General features: G+C 39.5%; 14 protein-coding genes. 8 read left to right on the forward strand and 6 right to left on the reverse strand.

Going from position 1 to position 16,858, the window contains the following annotated elements; all coding sequences use genetic code 11:
- Positions 1-23 precede the first annotated feature (23 nt).
- Positions 24-1,952, forward strand: a complete 1,929-nt coding sequence (locus JN11_RS01335) for a PAS domain-containing sensor histidine kinase (protein ID WP_144908873.1) — start codon at positions 24-26, stop codon at positions 1,950-1,952.
- Here the strand turns inward: JN11_RS01335 and JN11_RS01340 are convergent.
- Positions 1,945-2,370, reverse strand: coding sequence for a hypothetical protein (locus tag JN11_RS01340; protein ID WP_144908875.1), 426 nt, complete (start codon positions 2,368-2,370; stop codon positions 1,945-1,947). The two genes, JN11_RS01335 and JN11_RS01340, sit on opposite strands and share 8 nt — an antisense overlap.
- Positions 2,371-2,398: 28 nt before the next feature.
- Entirely contained in the window at positions 2,399-2,788 is a 390-nt protein-coding gene (locus JN11_RS01345) for a hypothetical protein (protein ID WP_144908877.1), read from the reverse strand.
- 393 nt (positions 2,789-3,181) lie between these two features.
- On the opposite strand from JN11_RS01345, the gene JN11_RS01350 reads away from it, so the two are divergent.
- Positions 3,182-4,327, forward strand: a complete 1,146-nt coding sequence (locus JN11_RS01350) for a GAF domain-containing protein (protein WP_144908879.1) — start codon at positions 3,182-3,184, stop codon at positions 4,325-4,327.
- 74 nt (positions 4,328-4,401) lie between these two features.
- Here the strand turns inward: JN11_RS01350 and JN11_RS01355 are convergent, their stop codons facing one another.
- The gene (locus JN11_RS01355) at positions 4,402-4,557 is read right to left on the reverse strand and encodes a lmo0937 family membrane protein (RefSeq protein WP_144908881.1); all 156 of its coding nucleotides are present in this window, start codon (positions 4,555-4,557) and stop codon (positions 4,402-4,404) included.
- Positions 4,558-4,832: 275 nt separating this feature from the next.
- Between JN11_RS01355 and JN11_RS01360 the strand changes: the two genes are divergently transcribed.
- The 4 genes from JN11_RS01360 (at position 4,833) to JN11_RS01375 (ending at position 8,729) form a co-directional block, all read left to right on the forward strand.
- Positions 4,833-5,987 carry an acyltransferase family protein gene (locus JN11_RS01360; RefSeq protein ID WP_144908883.1) on the forward strand — a complete coding sequence of 385 codons (1,155 nt, stop codon included), beginning with the start codon at positions 4,833-4,835 and terminating at the stop codon, positions 5,985-5,987.
- An 89-nt stretch (positions 5,988-6,076) separates the two neighbouring features.
- A complete protein-coding gene (locus tag JN11_RS01365; protein WP_144908885.1) occupies positions 6,077-6,514 on the forward strand; it encodes an EVE domain-containing protein in 438 nt (145 codons plus the stop codon).
- A 9-nt stretch (positions 6,515-6,523) separates the two neighbouring features.
- On the forward strand, positions 6,524-7,657 hold the full coding sequence (locus tag JN11_RS01370; protein ID WP_144908887.1) for a carbohydrate-binding family 9-like protein: 1,134 nt from the start codon (positions 6,524-6,526) through the stop codon (positions 7,655-7,657).
- Complete coding sequence (locus JN11_RS01375; protein WP_144908889.1) at positions 7,650-8,729, forward strand: family 10 glycosylhydrolase; 1,080 nt, start codon at positions 7,650-7,652, stop codon at positions 8,727-8,729. Before JN11_RS01370 ends, JN11_RS01375 begins: the two co-directional genes overlap by 8 nt.
- A 47-nt stretch (positions 8,730-8,776) precedes the next feature.
- Here JN11_RS01375 and JN11_RS01380 read toward each other — a convergent pair whose 3' ends face one another.
- On the reverse strand, positions 8,777-9,298 hold the full coding sequence (locus JN11_RS01380) for an acyl-CoA thioesterase (protein WP_144908891.1): 522 nt from the start codon (positions 9,296-9,298) through the stop codon (positions 8,777-8,779).
- Between the two features lie 147 nt (positions 9,299-9,445).
- Between JN11_RS01380 and JN11_RS01385 the strand changes: the two genes are divergently transcribed.
- On the forward strand, positions 9,446-11,698 hold the full coding sequence (locus JN11_RS01385; RefSeq protein WP_144908893.1) for a S9 family peptidase: 2,253 nt from the start codon (positions 9,446-9,448) through the stop codon (positions 11,696-11,698).
- A gap of 409 nt (positions 11,699-12,107) precedes the next feature.
- Complete coding sequence (gene dnaE, locus JN11_RS01390; RefSeq protein WP_144908895.1) at positions 12,108-15,698, forward strand: DNA polymerase III subunit alpha; 3,591 nt, start codon at positions 12,108-12,110, stop codon at positions 15,696-15,698.
- Positions 15,699-15,914: 216 nt separating this feature from the next.
- Here dnaE and JN11_RS01395 read toward each other — a convergent pair whose 3' ends face one another.
- Together JN11_RS01395 and JN11_RS24305 are read right to left on the reverse strand one after the other, a co-directional pair.
- Positions 15,915-16,619: a hypothetical protein gene (locus JN11_RS01395; protein ID WP_170227668.1), complete on the reverse strand. Its 705-nt coding sequence runs from the start codon at positions 16,617-16,619 to the stop codon at positions 15,915-15,917.
- Positions 16,609-16,749 (reverse strand): hypothetical protein, encoded by a 141-nt coding sequence (locus JN11_RS24305; RefSeq protein ID WP_170227669.1) that lies wholly within the window; start codon positions 16,747-16,749, stop codon positions 16,609-16,611. The genes JN11_RS01395 and JN11_RS24305 overlap by 11 nt, the downstream gene beginning before the upstream one ends.
- Positions 16,750-16,858 lie beyond the last annotated feature (109 nt).

Raw genomic sequence — 16,858 nt, forward strand, 5'->3', positions numbered from 1 at the left:
TCCTGATAGTTAAATAATTAAAAATGTTATTTAGATCGTCGTCAGACAATAATATTCAAAAACTGGAGGACGCTCATCCTGATTTGATGGCATTTTTTAATGCTATGGATGAGGTGTTTTTTTCTGTTGATATGACTACCTCCACGCTGATACAAATATCAGACTCCTGCGAAAGCTTGTATGGATATAAACCTGTTGATTTTTTAGTAAATAATAAGCTTTGGTTTGAGGTGATACACCCGGATGACCAATACCTTGCTCTTGGCGAAGATAAGATATTAAACCAGGGCAAGCAGGTAAACAGTCAGTATAGGATTATTCATAAAGACGGTACCATCCGGTGGGTAGAAAAAAAGATTGTTCCCCGTTTAGATGAAACTGGAAATTTGATTAGAGTTGACGGCATTACAAGAGAAATAACATCGCGCAAGCTGAACGAAGATGCAAACCGGGAGCAGGATATCAGGTACAAACAAATTGTTGAAAGTGCACAAGAAGGGATTTGGACAATTGATGCCGATAATAAAACCAATTTTGTTAATAAAAAGATGGCCGACATGTTGGGATATGCCCCAGCAGAGATGATGGGGAAAGGTCTTTATGATTTTATGGATCCCGAGCAAAAGGAATACGCCATGGCCTGTATGGAGAGACGTAGAAAAGGGGCTAAGGAGAACCTGGATGTGCGGTACACAAAGAAAGATGGGGAAGAGTTTTGGGCAAACATTTCTGCCAATCCTATTTTTGATGAAACGGGCAGATATCGTGGAGCACTGGCAATGGTAACAGATATTACCGAACGAAGAATAAATGAAGAGGCGATGAAGAAGTCGGAAGCCAATCTTCGTACTATATTTGAAAACACAGATACCGCTTATATACTGGTAGATCCCCAGTTAAATATAGTCTCCTTTAATTTATTGGCACAGAAATATTCTGAAGAGCATAATCATAAAATGCTGGAGATTAATAAAGAGATCAAATATTATTTTTCGGAGGAAAGATGGCCCAGCATAGTACAGATGCTTGAAAATGTAGCCGCTGGCGAAATGGTTGCTTATCAATTATGTTTTACGCAAAGTGATGGAACTATTCAGTGGAATGATGTACGATGGTTGAATGTAAAAAATAATGAAGGGGAAAACTGGGGCTTTATTTTAGCTAATAAAGATATTACCGAAGCTAAAAACGCCACCCTTGAACGGGAAAGGATAACCGCTGATTTGATTCAGCATAATAATGATCTTGAACAGTTTACCTATATTGTTTCGCATAATTTGCGTGCTCCGGTAGCCAATATAATTGGTTTAACTGACATGCTTAAGGATGAAGATGTTGATCATGAACTGAAAAATGAAGTAGTTGACAGGGTTTCACTCTCCATACAAAATATTGATACTGTAATTCAGGATCTTAATTACATATTGCAAGCCCGTGGTGTAATAAATGAAAAACGGGAAATAGTTTATTTTCAGGATATTATAAATTCAATAAAAACAAGTATTTATAATATGTTGCTAATTGAAAGTGTACAATTTAAATGCTCTTTTAGTGATGTCGAATCCATATTTACCATACGTAGTTACATTTATAGCATATTTTATAACCTCTCATTAAACAGTATAAAGTATTCGCGTTCAGGAGTAACGCCGGTTATAACGATTACAAGCCGTAGGGTGAATGATAAAGTTGAACTATGTTTTGAAGATAACGGAAAAGGAATTGATCTTGATAAAAACGGTGATCAATTATTCGGGCTTTACCGGCGTTTTGACACCTCAACAGAAGGTAAAGGAATAGGCTTGTTTATGGTGAAAACGCAGGTAGAAGCACTCGGAGGTTCTATAAAAATAAAAAGTAAACTAGGAGAGGGTACAGAGTTTACCATTCAATTTAACATGCAGTCGGTATTGCCAGGCACAACACCAACTGCAAGTGGAAAAGTTAACTAGCCTCTTCAAATTTAACTACAGTTACCCTGATTCTGTCGTCAGGCATACCATCCGTTTCAAATAGCAGCGTAACTTTACCATCCTTTCCTTCAATAGTTATGGTTACCTCTCTGTCTGTTCCCTGTTCATCTGTTACCGTTGCTTTGATAACTGATTTTCCATCCTTATAAGGCACTTTCCAGTTACAGGTATCAGATTTTATTTTGCCGGTCATTTTGTGTTCATCATTCACATTAATTGCCAAATCCGTTTTATTAATTTCAACTATGGCTTTTTCGTCAACAGTCCGTTCTACGGCTCCGCTGGCATCCAGGTGCTGGGTGCTGGCTGTTGTAAGTACTACTTTTTTACCGCATTGCGCAAAGCTAACGGCACATCCTGTAATTAACAGGGAAATGATAAGAGTAAGGGTTTTCATGTTGTTTTTTATTTGTAATTTGTTTTGATTATTTTCCGGTTAGTAGGTTTTTTATCCCATCGCACATTTTTCTGATTCGGTAGATGGATGCATTTGAATTTTTCCTTTTATCGATCTCTATTTTAAGCTTCCCGGGTGATTCGTACGCATAGAATTCGGTTTTGTCTGCAAGCGTGGTTGTCACGTCAAAATAATCGTCGCTTGATTTAGCCAGTTTATTAGGCGAAATACTTTTATTGATATATTCCTGGACGCGAGTCGTGTTTCCATCAGGAAAAGATGCGGAGAATTTGTATTTGTCATTGTCGTCATTCACAGCAATAGCAATGTCATGATCATTTATCCTGAATTTTGACCACATCAAAAAAATACTTAATGATACCAGGCAGATGGCGGTTAGATAAAAGCTAGTTTTCATTTGTTTACGGTTTAATTTTTAATGGTTTTATTGTTTGAGTTTTTTTTCAATTCAGGTAAATCATTTACTTGTTGAACAAAGATATATGTTTTGTATGGTAATATGCAATACATAGTTCTATAATAATATACTTTATTTTATAAGTAATTGATTGTTAGTGATATATTTATTAAATTGATTTGGGTTTTTAATTTTTTATACTGTAGATGTATGTATTTCGGATTAAAAATGATTGAGAACATCAACCTTAAATTACCTTTTGTAAGATTATATTTACATGAAAACTATCCCTCTTATTTCTTCGTATAACAAAAAAGCTGTTAAGGTGGCATTTTAAATATATGCGTTTGAAACGTTTATTTTAGCCCCTATTAAGCACAATTAAGACCATTGATGATTGAAGATTTAGAACAGAGGGCTATTGAACACTTTTTGCATTTTGGTCTGGAGGACGATAAAGAACTTCTGGAAATTGTTGAGCTTGCAGCAGCAGTGGCCAATGTGCCCTATGCTGTTATTACATTTTCAGATAATGAAACAGTATATTTAAAAGTTCGCAAAGGGGTTACTATAACCTCTTCTCCGCGCCATTTGAGTTTCTGTACACATATTGTAAACCGTGATGAGGTTATTGTTGTAAAAGATACTTTAAAAGACAAACGATTTTATGACCACCCTAAAGTGACCGGTGGCCCGGCTTTGAGGTTTTTTGCAGGTATGCCCATACTGGCACCTAACGGCACAAAAGTAGGATCGCTTATTGTTTTAGATACCAAACCCCACACACTTGATGCACACCAGGAACTTGTTTTGAAGATATTGGGGAACCAGGTGATGAAGATAATTGAAGTAAGAGCCGGTGCGAAATTGCTCAAGAAAAAGAATGAGGAACTTGAAGAGCAAAAAAAGCTAAATATTCATGCCAATATTCGCTTGCGTTCGTTTTTTGAAAGCTCAACAAACTTTCAGGTATTGTTAAACAGGAATGCAGAAGTAATCGACTTTAATAAAACCGCCTTTAATTTTATTAAAGCGGTGCATAAAACTGAAATGAAAAATGGCGATCAGTTTATAAAATACCTGCACCCTGAGTTTATTGCCACCTTTATTGATAAATATAACCTTACGTTGCAAGGCGTAAAGTCAACAGTTGAAGGATCTACCGATTATGCTGAAATGGGTATAATTTGGTGGGAGGCTACATTTGAAGCTGCCCGTGATACTAATAATGAAATAATAGGGGCATCCTATATTATCCGGAATGTTACTGAACGGAAATTAAAAGAACAAAAGATAATAGCACAAAACAATTCTTTAATAAAGATAGCACATATACAAACTCATCAGTTTCGGGCACCTCTAACTACCATTATGGGATTAATGAGTTTAATTAAAGAAGAAAATTACGAAGCTCCTTCTGAATATATTGACTTACTTGAGCAGGCAGTAGATGCATTGGATGTTCAGGTAAGGCATATCGTGAGCGATATTGATAATATGGTTATACCTAATTATGCAGGTGGTTCAAACAAAGATTAATAGTTTATAAGTGCCGTTAAAGTAAAAAAGCGGCCCTTTGGGACCGCTATAAGTGAAAATAATGGAATTACCTTCTATATAGTGGAAGGACTCCTGATTAAGCCAATTAAAAATGCAATTATGGCGATTACTAATAAGGCATGTATTATGCCACCTGCCGAATAAGCAAATACTCCAATCGCCCATCCAATTACCAGGATAACTGCGATAATATAAAGAATTGATCTCATGATATTATGTTTTTTATGTTAGATGTACCAATACATATTGCAAAACCGTGCCATAGTTTACCTTGCTATGTAATTTAATAAAAACTGAGTTTTTGTTTAGAATAGGCTACAACTTATAGGAAAGGAAGGACATTTTACTTCTTTTAATGAGAAGTGACTTAAAGTTGTGTTTGCCCTTACAATTAGTAAATTTCATAAAGCGAACGTAATAATTTTTAACGTTGATGAAGATTTTATGACTGATTAACTCCATATCTTAGACCCGATTAATATCTATGAAAAAACATTTACCAAACCTTGATGGTCTCCGATTTATTGCTGCATCTACTGTTTTATTCTACCATATTGACCTTGCCTTGGTAATGAATAAATATAAAAGCAATACGATTGATTATTTCCCTTTTGGCTTTGGTGAACTTTCTGTAGTTCTATTTTTTGTTTTAAGCGGATTCATTATCACTTATCTATTGATTAATGAAAACGCAAACAAGGGTATATCCATTCCCCAATTTTATTTAAAAAGAGTTCTACGTATCTGGCCATTATATTATTTAATAATTATCCTTGCCTTTGTTTTTTTTAATCATAATCCATTATTCACCTGGATAGGGGGGACTTCTAATGTCATTATCCAAGGCCACCGAAGTATAATAACTGTCTTACTGCTTTTTATCTGTCCTAATATTGCATTAATATTTACGCCGAGTTTGGGTTACGCAAATCCAACCTGGAGTATTGGTGTGGAAGAGCAATTTTATTTAATCTGGCCTTTCATTATGAAAACTAAAAAACCTCTTTATTACATCTTTTCTATAATAGTATTAATGCTCTTTTTAAGTAATAATGGTATTTTACATATATTAAATCACTTTCACATTTTATCTAATACAGGTCTCAAATTGAACCTATTTTTCAATTCAAGTTATGGGTTTAAAATTGACGCAATGGCAATTGGTGCATTAGGCGCTTTTATTGCCATAGAGTATACGTACTTTCTAAAATACATTTTTTCAAAAACAGCTCAACTTCTGTTTTATTTACTGATGATTCCTTTATTATTTTATCCGCATATTGTGAGCTACCAGGTATATTGCTTGTTTTTTATATTTCTTATTTTAAACCTCGCAATTAATGATGATTCCATTTTACGTATGGAAAATCAGATTTTCAAATATTTAGGAAAAATTTCATATGGAATATACATATTCCACGGCTTAACTATAATTCCGGTTATAAAACTTGTAACTGGTGTACTGAATTTGAAGGTCAATATTATCAGTGAAACTTTAATTTGCCTTATTGCTTTAGTAATTACTATTGGAATAGCTTCTATCTCCTATAAATATTTTGAAAGCTACTTTTTGAAATTAAAGGACAGAATAACAGGTAAAGGTAATAAGCTAGTATTACGTAGTGAACAATCGATATAGTCATAATTAAAAAAAACGAAAATGGTGTAATTAACTCCTTTTACTTTCTCAAATCTTCTTATTTTTGAAACTTGTCTTGACACCTCACAATGGAAAATAGCCTTAACAACATCAAAAACGTACAATATTGGCTCGTAAAAAGTGAACCTGTAAAATATAGCTGGGAAAAATTTAACCAGGATGGTCGCACCTTTTGGGATGGCGTACGCAATTATCAGGCACGCAATAACTTAAAAGAGATGAAAGAAGGCGACCTTGTACTTTATTACCACAGTAATGAGGGTAAAGCAGTAGTTGGGATTGCCAAAGTGGTAAAAGCATTTTACCAGGATCCCACTACTACCGATCCTAACTGGGTTGTAGTAGACCTGGCACCTGTTGAAAGCCTAAAAACTCCGGTGACGCTTGAAGAAATAAAAGCCGATGAAAGACTAAAAGATATTGGCCTGGTAAGACAAGGCCGTTTGTCTGTAATGGGCTTAAAGGCCGAAGAATTTGATCGCATTGTTGAACTTGGAAGTAAATAACCACATTTAATGTACAAAAAACTAATAACCAACCTATTTACTGGGTTAGGGGCTATCGCTTTGTTTTCGGTTTTACCAAAAAATGGAAATGCCCAGCAGGAATTTAAACCTTTTGAGAATTTATTTACAGCCCCTAAAAGCTATGTAGTTACCCATACTAATACACCACCTGTTATTGATGGTGATGTTAATGACGCTGTTTGGCAACAAACCCCATGGACTGATGATTTCAGGGATATTGAGGGTGATCTGAAACCCAATCCACCATTGCGCACTAAGGTGAAAATGCTTTGGGATGATAGCTGTTTGTATATTGCTGCTCAAATATATGATCCTGCGGTTTGGGCTACCCTTAAACACCACGATGATATCATATATCGTGATAACGACTTCGAGGTTTTTATTGACCCAAACAAAACAGGGCACCAGTATTTTGAAATAGAATGCAATGCCCTCAATACCATTTTCGATTTGTTTTTGAACAAGCCTTATCGTAATAACGGTAATGCCATGATAGGATGGAACGCTGAGGGATTAAGATCTGCGGTGAAGATACAGGGAACATTGAATAATCCCTCAGATACCGATCAGGGTTGGACAATGGAAATGGTTGTTCCATTTAAATCTATAAGCCTTGGCGATAATGTACAAATACCACATGACGGAACTCTATGGCGCATTAATTTTTCGAGGGTGGAGTGGGATACTAAAGTGGTTGATGGTAAGTATATTAAGCTGAAAGATAGTACCGGGCGCAATTTAAAAGAGCATAATTGGGTATGGTCGCCGCAGGGAGTGATAAATATGCACTTTCCCGAAAGATGGGGATACCTGCAATTCAGCAAGGGTAACACAAATAATACAGTGTTTACCTTACCATATTCTGAGCAACAAAAACGATATTTATGGCTGTTGTATTACCATCAAAAACAATGGCAGCAGGAGCATGGTACTTACGCAACATCAATTAAAAAGTTTGGGTTAAAAAGTAAAATGAACATTGGTGATAAAATCAATATACTGCAAATGGAAGCCACCGCTCACCAGTTTGTAGCGTTTATTACCGACAAAACCGATAATACCACCTGGAGCATTAACCAGGAAGGACTGATCGGTAAAATAAAATCTCCTTCTAATGAATAAACGTGATTTTTTAAAGGCAAGCCTGTTGGTTGGCGTAGCATCGCAATTACCTTTAAGCAGCGAGGCCGCTGTTACTTCAAAGAAAAAAAGTAAAAAGCTTAAAAACTGGGTATGGACCAATCCCAACCAGAAAGATACTGATGATGAGCTGAAAACCCGTTACGCATCTTATAAAGCAGCAGGTATTACCGGTATGTTTTTTGAGGCTGATAGCGAGCGGCACTTCCGTGCAGCCAAGGCACAGGGATTAGAAACGCATCGTTGGATGTGGACCTTTAACCGTGCCGAACTGATCACCGTTCACCCTGAATGGTATAGTAAAAACAGGAATGGAGAATCATGTGCAGATAACCCGCCATATGTAAATTATTACCGCTGGTTGTGCCCGTCACGTCCGGAAGTACAGCAGTATTTGGAACAGCAGGTAACTGATATATTGAGCAAAGATTACGTTGATGGTATTCACCTTGATTATGTACGTTACTGCGATGTGGTATTACCTTTAAACTTGTGGGATCATTACAAAATTGAACAAACCCGCGAATTGCCTCAATATGATTACTGTTACTGTGATGTTTGTAAAGCTCATTTTAAAGATCAATACGGAATTGAGCTTACCGATTTACAATACCCTGAAGCCAGCCTTTCATGGCGTTTATTCAGGTATGGTAATATTAGCAGGGTAGTAAACAGTTTATCTGATATTGCTCATCAGCGTAAAAAGCAAATAACAGCGGCTGTTTTCCCAACGCCTGAAATTGCCCGCCGAAACGTAAGGCAGGATTGGACTAACTGGCGGTTAGATGGCGTATGCCCGATGATATACCACGGATTTTATAAAGAGAAAGTAAGCTGGATAGGGGATGCTGTTAAAGAAGGTGTTCATTTTCTGGCCGGTTCATTTCCTTTATACGCAGGCCTGTATTTGTCAGATTTTAAAAGTGATGACGAATTAAGGCAGGGAATGCAATATGCAATGAAAAATGGCGCTGCCGGAGTATCGTTGTTTGGTAATGTAACGCAACCTGTACTGGATATTTTAAAGCAGGAAATAACTACGCCCTTAACTTAGGGGCGTAGCGACGCATTTTTCTTTACTTGAGATAGAAGGAAGATTAATTACGCCTCATTCCCAAAAAAGAGCGCTTTCAATTCTGTAGCATCATTGGGTTTCATTTTGCCACCCAGTATAAGACGCAATTGCCTGCGACGAAGCGCTCCTTCATACAAAATCATATCTTCTTCTGTTTCCGGTATCAATTCAGGTACAGGAATGGTACAACCATTTGAATCAAGAGCTACAAAGGTGTAATAAGCCTCATTACTTTTAACTTTTGAGCCTGATGGAATATTCTGTGCCCAAACATCAAGCCTAACCTCTACAGAAGTATTAAAGGCCCGTGAAACCTTGGCTTCGATGGTAATTACATCGCCTAGTTTTATCGGCTTTTTGAAGGAAACATTATCCACTGAAGCGGTAACCACTATGCGGTTGCAATGTTTTTGTGCCGATATAGCCGCAGCAATATCCATCCAGTGCAGCAGGCGTCCTCCCATTAAATTATTCAGCGTATTGGTATCATTGGGTAATACCAGTTCATTCATTATGGTATGTGATTCTTGGGGAGACTTTCCGTTCATTGAGCGTGTTTTTTACAAAGATAGTTATTAACGTGAAAGGTTAAGATGGATGATGGATATTTACAATGAGCCTTTCGCCCTAAGCTATTTGACAATTCAAGGTAATTCAATTAGCTTTATGAGCTTAAAAAAAATCAAATAGTTTTTATGAAATATCAATTTGTGCGGGGCAGCTTAATAGGAATGCTCGCGTTAGGTATTGTTTTACCTTTAGGGTTAATGGCGCAGAGCAAACCGCAATATGGCAGTTTAGCCGAAGCTTTACGTTCTGCCGGTAATTTGTATGGCAGCCAGGGACCGCAAAGTGTAAACTGGACCAACGGAGGTAACAAATATTCGTACACCAATAATGATGAGATCCACTCCATGGATCCTAAAACCCTGAATGATGAATTGATATTTAAAAACCAGGGACTAACTTTCCCGGGCAGTGCCAAAGGCTTTGAGTATGAATCGTTCCAATGGTCGCATGACTCTAAACATTTGGTATTTAAAACCAATTTGAGAAAGATTTACCGCCGTTCGGGTATATCAGATTATTATATCTATGATCTGGACAGCAAGCAGCTAAAGCAAGCCGCAAAGGATGCACGTTCGGCCGAGCTATCGCCCGATGGTTCAAAGGTGGGTATTGAACGCGGTGGCAATATGTTTACTTATGATTTTGCCACCGGCCAGGAGAAACAATTAACCGGCGACTCCACCAGCGAGAATGGCATTTTTAACGGGCATTATGACTGGGTTTACGAAGAAGAGTTTGGACAGGAGCAAGCCTGGAACTGGTCGCCTGATAGTAAGTACATGGCCTTTTGGCAATTTGATGAGCATACAGTGCCCGATTTCCAGATGACTAATTATGAGGGTCAACATCCTGATAATATCCATATCTCTATTCCGCAGGTGGGCGATGCCAATCCAGTAGTTAAAATTGGGGTTATTGATGTTGCATCTGGCAAAAAGGTATGGTTAACGCCCGATGAAACCGGCGATTTCTATATCCCCCGTATTTACTGGACAAGCAACCCCGATGTATTGGCCATGATGACTTTAAACCGTGCCCAAAATCACCTTAAACTTTACTTTTTTAATGTGAAGACAGGTGAGCACCACGTGGTAATGGAAGAGCAGAACAGCACCTGGGTGGCTATATTTAACTTTTATACCAATGTGAACGATATGATCTATTTCCCCGAAAAATCGAAAGAGTTTTTCTGGGTGTCTGATCGTTCGGGATATTACCATATCTATCGGTACAATTACGATGGCAAGCTGATTAACCAGGTAACCAAAGGCAACTGGGATATGATCAAGGTATCAGGCATCGATCCTGAAAGTAAAAAGATCTATTACCTATCGGCAGAGACTTCCGGTTTGGAGCAGCAGTTTTACGCTATTAAGTTTGATGGCAGCGATAAAACCAAACTTTCAACCGTGCCTGGTTTCCACGACATCAATATGTCGCCCAATACCAAATACTATTTGGATTCTTACAGCAATGTAAGCACACCACTGCACGTGGCATTAAACGATGATAAAGGTAAAACCCTGAAGATGCTGGAAGATAACAAGGGCGTAAGCGATTTTATAAAAGATCATGCTTATTCGGCACCGGAGTTTTTCAACTTTAAAACTGCCGATGGTACCAGTTTGGATGGCTATATCATTAAGCCTTTCAACTTCGATCCAAATAAAAAATACCCGGTGGTAATGACCGTTTATGGTGGTCCTGAATCGCACGATGTATTTAACAGCTTCTCGGCAGATATGTGGCAGCAATGGCTGGCTCAAAACGGTTATATTGTAGCTAATGTAAACAACCGGGGTATAGCTAATTATGGCAGTGCCTTTATGAAAATTGTTTACAAGCAACTGGGTAAATACGAAAGCAATGACTTTGCCGAAACTGCCGGATACCTGGCTAAACTGCCCTTTGTTGATGCTTCAAAAATGGCCATTATGGGTACCAGTTATGGCGGTTATAGCACCACTTATACCTTGTTAACCCACCCTGGAGTGTTTAGTGTGGGTATAGCCAACTCGCCGGTTACCGACTGGCGTTTGTATGATGATATTTATACCGAGCGTTACATGGCACCATTAAGTGATAATGAAAATGGCTATAAAAACAGCTCAGACATGACTTTTGCCGGTAACCTGAAAGATCATTTATTACTGATCCACTCCATGAGCGATGATAACGTACACCCGGCTAATACCATGCAGTTGTTAACCGCTTTAACCAATTCGGGTAAAGATGTTGATTTGCGCATTTATCCACCAGGTGCACATGGAGCTGCTTATAACTGGGAAAGCTATATCCTTATTGAAAGTGTAAGCTACCAGTACCTGGAACGCTACCTGAAAGGCAATTGCGATTTGCCCAATTTGAATGCGAAGTAGTTTTTGAATTTCGGAATTAGATGATTTATAAAAGCTTGTCCGTCCGCTCTCCAGGTCAACCACCTGCGGACGAACGGACAAGCTTTTTTTATACCCCATGTCATCGAGCGATAGCGAGAAATCTCCTGCGATATGCTATGCGAACTATGCAGAGCGGATATACATGGCGTAAAAGTTTTTTCGCTACGCTCAAGAGATAGTTTCTCCTCGGTACCCTCGTTCGAAATGACATTTTTATTTCCTCACAATAAGCTTCTTTCTACACAACTCTGAAATTGAAATTCCGAAATTCGAAATAAAAATTACTTATCAACCTATCAGCATTTTCTCCACAAATCCGAAATCAAACATCCGAAATCCGAAATTCACCATAACTTTGCTATCTTCAAACAAAATAGGATTAGCTGTCATGCCGGATTTTTCACACTTACACGTACATACTCAATTTTCACTGCTGGACGGTGCTGCCGATATCTCAAAATTATACAAAAAGGCAGCTAAAGACGGGATGAAAGCCCTTGCTATTACCGACCATGGTAATATGTTTGGCGTGTTTAAGTTTGTAGCCGAAGCCGGTAAGCATGGCGTAAAACCTATTGTAGGCTGTGAGTTTTATGTGGTTGATGATCGCCATAAAAAACAATTTACCAAAGAGAAAAAAGATAAGCGCTACCATCAGCTCATGCTGGCTAAAAATCCCGAAGGGTATAAGAACCTGGTAAAGCTTTGCTCGCTGGGTTATATGGAGGGCCTGTACAGTAAATGGCCACGTATTGATAAAGAGCTGATATTAAAACACCATAAGGGCCTTATTACTACTACCTGTTGTTTGGGTGCATCGGTACCGCAGGCTATTTTAAGAGGTACTGAAGAAGAAGCCGAAATTGAGTTTAAATGGTGGCTGGATCTGTTTGGCGAAGATTACTACATCGAGCTTCAACGACATAACATCCCCGAGCAAAATACCGTTAATGCGGTGCTGCTTAAATTCGCTAAAAAGTATAATGTAAAGGTTATCTGCTCAAACGATTCGCACTATGTGGATCAGCAGGACTCTAATGCCCATGATATTTTGCTTTGCGTAAACACAGGCGATATGCAAAGCACGCCGATAGCTACTGATGAAGAAGGTGGTAAAGGCTATCGTTTCGGTTTCCCTAACGACCAGTTTTATTTTAAAACGCAGGACGAAATGGGTAAGCTGTTTAATGATCTGCCCGAATCATTGGATAATACCAACGAGATTGTTGACAAGGTGGAGGTATTAAAGCTTAAACGCGATATTTTACTGCCCAACTTCATTATCCCCGATGAGTTTAAGATCCACAGTGAGCTCACTCCCGATTCAGATACCCTTAACCAATGGGAGTATTTAAAGCATTTAACGTATACCGGTGCCAAGGAAAGATATATTGATATCTCGCCCGAGGTACAGGAGCGGATAGACTTCGAGCTGTTTACTATCCGAACCATGGGTTTTGCAGGTTACTTTTTAATTGTGGCCGATTTTATAAAGCATGGTCGTGAAATTGGGGTATTTATTGGCCCTGGTCGTGGTTCTGCTGCTGGGTCTGTGGTAGCTTATTGTACCGGGATTACCAATATCGACCCAATGAAATACAACCTCCTGTTCGAGAGGTTTTTGAACCCGGATCGTAAGTCGATGCCCGATATCGATACGGATTTTGATGATTCCGGCCGACAGAAGGTGATTGATTATGTGGTGGAGAAATATGGCAAGAACCAGGTAGCACAGATTATTACCTATGGCTCCATGGCTGCCCGAACCAGTATACAGGATGTTGGCCGTGTGCTGGATATGCCATTATCTGACGTAAACGCCATTAAGAAACTCGTTCCGGATACCCTGGGCATCACCTTAAGAGATGCTATTGAACAGGTACCGGAGCTGAAAGATATATTAAAAGGGAACGACCTGAAGGCCCAGGTACTTCGTGAAGCCGAAAAGCTGGAAGGCTCGGTACGTAACACAGGTGTACACGCCGCAGGTATCATCATAGCCCCTTACGATTTAACGGATATTGTACCCGTTGCCGTAGCCAAAGATTCTGACCTGCTGGTTACCCAGTATGATGGCCGTGTAATTGAAGATGCAGGCGTTATTAAGATGGACTTTTTGGGACTAAAAACCCTGACCATTTTGAAGGATGCCCTGCGTTTAATTAAACAGAACCATGGCGTATCTATCGATATTGATTATATCCCGCTGGATGACCTGAAAACGTTTGAGCTTTACCAGCGTGGCGATACCAACGGAACGTTCCAGTTTGAAAGTGACGGTATGCAAATGTACCTGCGCGACCTGAAGCCCGATAAGTTTGAGGATTTGATTGCCATGAACGCCCTTTACCGTCCGGGACCGATTGAGTACATCCCCAGCTTTATTAAACGTAAACATGGCGTTGAGCCTGTAGCGTTCGACTTACCGGATATGGAGGAATACCTGGGCGAAACCTATGGTATTACCGTATACCAGGAACAGGTGATGCTTTTGTCGCAAAAACTGGCAGGCTTTAGTAAAGGCGATGCCGACGTATTGCGTAAGGCAATGGGTAAAAAGCAAATTGAGGTACTGAATAAAATGGAGGCCCAGTTTATGGATGGTGCCGCAGCTAAGGGTCACCCTAAAGATAAACTGACTAAAATTTGGACCGACTGGAAGGCTTTTGCCCAGTATGCGTTCAATAAATCGCACTCTACCTGTTATGCCTTTGTGGCTTACCAAACGGCTTACCTGAAGGCGCATTATCCATCTGAGTACATGGCAGCGGTTTTAAACAACCAGAACAACATGGAGAAGATTACCTTCTTTATGGAGGAATGCCGCCGTATGGGTGTGGGGGTTTTAGGACCGGATATTAATGAAAGCGACATGTCTTTCGCGGTAAACAAAAAGGGACAGGTGCGTTTCGGATTGACAGGCGTAAAAGGTGTGGGCGATAAAGCCGTTGAAAGCATTATTGAAGAGCGTAATGAACGTGGTCCGTATAAATCTGTTTATGATTTTGCACAGCGCAGTAATACCCGGAGCGTTAACCGTAAATCGTACGAAAACCTGGTTTATGGTGGTGCCTTTGATGAGTTTGGCCTTAACCGTGCCCAGTTTTTTGCCAAAACCGAAAATGGCATATTAACTGGTATTGAACGCTTGATTAAATATGCCAACGACTATCAGAATGTACAAAGCAGCTCCCAGTCATCCTTATTTGGTGGGGGAGTGGCATCATACGTGCCTGAACCTGCTATGCCTGAATCAGAAGAATGGGCACTGATAGAGAAGCTGAAATATGAAAAGGAAGTAATAGGCATCTACCTAACCGGTCACCCGCTGGATAATTACAGAGTAGAGCTGGAAAGATATTGCAACACCAATATCAGCGATTTGAAGATGATGCAGAAGGCCCGTTCGGGCGAGGGTGGTGAAGAGATTATGACAGCTTTTGCCAACCTGCGTAAGCGCGGTGAAATCTGTATCGGCGGTCTGGTATCAACCGTTCAGCATAAAATGACCAAAACGGGTAAACCATTCGGCACCTTTGTTTTGGAAGATTACAATGAATCGTACGAGTTTGCTTTATTTGGCGATGATTATGTGAAGTTCCGCAACCTGTTGGTGAGTGGTTATTTTCTGCACCTGAAAGGGATTATTGAAGAAAAATTCAGGCAGAAGGATAACTGGGACATGAAGATCATCACCATGAGCCTGCTTTCAGAAATGCGTGACAGGTTAACCAAATCGCTTACCGTTTGCCTGGAGCTGAATAACCTGAACAGCCAGCTGCTGGATAATATTCAGGAGCTTATTGACATAAATAACCAAAAGTACCCGGTAAAAAACTGTACGCTCCGCTTTATGATTAAGGATAGGGACGATAACCTGCTGGTTGAACTCCCCTCCAAAAACTTCAAAGTAAACCCCAGCGATGATTTAATGGCCGAGATTTACAGCTTAACTAATGTACAGCCAGTGTTGAATTGATTCTGAAAAAATTAGCGGCAATGACGCTTTTTGGGGATTTTTGTCCGTCCGTTCGGATGCCGGTGCTTCCGGACGAGCGGACAAAATAAGATAAATAAGCTCCCATTGTCATGCTGAATGTAATCAAGCATCTTCTTCCGTCTTTATGTCGACGACTGTTCTGCTGAAGAAGATCCTTCTCCGCCATTTGGCGGATCAGGATGACAACCTGTTTACTTAATTCAACCTAACCCTCGCAGTATCCTTATTTGCAGCATCATGAAAGGGATTGGAAGCATTCATTCCATCCTGCTTAAACTCCTTAAAACACTTTCTGATATACACTTCCATATCGTAATCAGTCGCTTTTTTAGCAAACTCATAGTTGGGTCTGTAATTCACTAAAAAGGTTGATAGGGTATCGTCCTTTAATCCTGTTATGCGGCCAACATTGCCACGATTAAATTTATGGTCAACAAAGGCAGCATGCTCATCGTTCAGTAGTATTTTATTGAATTTGTATTCGGGTGTGCTCTTTTTGGTTAGTACATCAACAACAGTAAGCAGGTTTATAGACAGCAATTCGCCCGGCTGCTTATTAGCATCAGTCGAAAACGCATCTGTCAATTTAGGTGCCCTGTAATTAAACTGACGGGCATAAGCCAGTCGGTTATCAAGGCTATCCTGCTTAAAATCCCTGGTCCCGTGTATGGTAACCGCATCTAAATTAATGGTAGCAGGCTCCATTTCAATGCGTAATACAGTAGTGGTTTTGGCAGATACAACAACAGCGTTATAGGCAAAATGCGTGATGCGCAGGCTATCGGTAGTATTATTGGCTGGTATTTCAAACATGCCTAATGTGTTGGTATAGGTTTTTGCCGTACCCAAAGTAACCAGTGCATTATTAACGGGCTGCTTGTTTGCTTTGTTAATTACCACGCCGGTTATGGTTTGGCAATAGCTGTTTAAGCAACAGCAGAGCAGCAGCAATGGGTAAGTTATCCGTTTTATGAGCAGCATTACCAAAAGTAGCGAACTGATAATCAGCAATAAAAAGGTTTAACATCATTTAACAAGTTTGTCCGCTCGTTCGGAGATAGGGTACTTGCGGACGGACGGACAAAATGTGGTCCCGATGAAGTATTATCGGTCGGCTTAAATTGCGAAAATTATCTATA

This window comes from Mucilaginibacter frigoritolerans, from assembly GCF_007830615.1.
Lineage (GTDB): Bacteria > Bacteroidota > Bacteroidia > Sphingobacteriales > Sphingobacteriaceae > Mucilaginibacter > Mucilaginibacter frigoritolerans.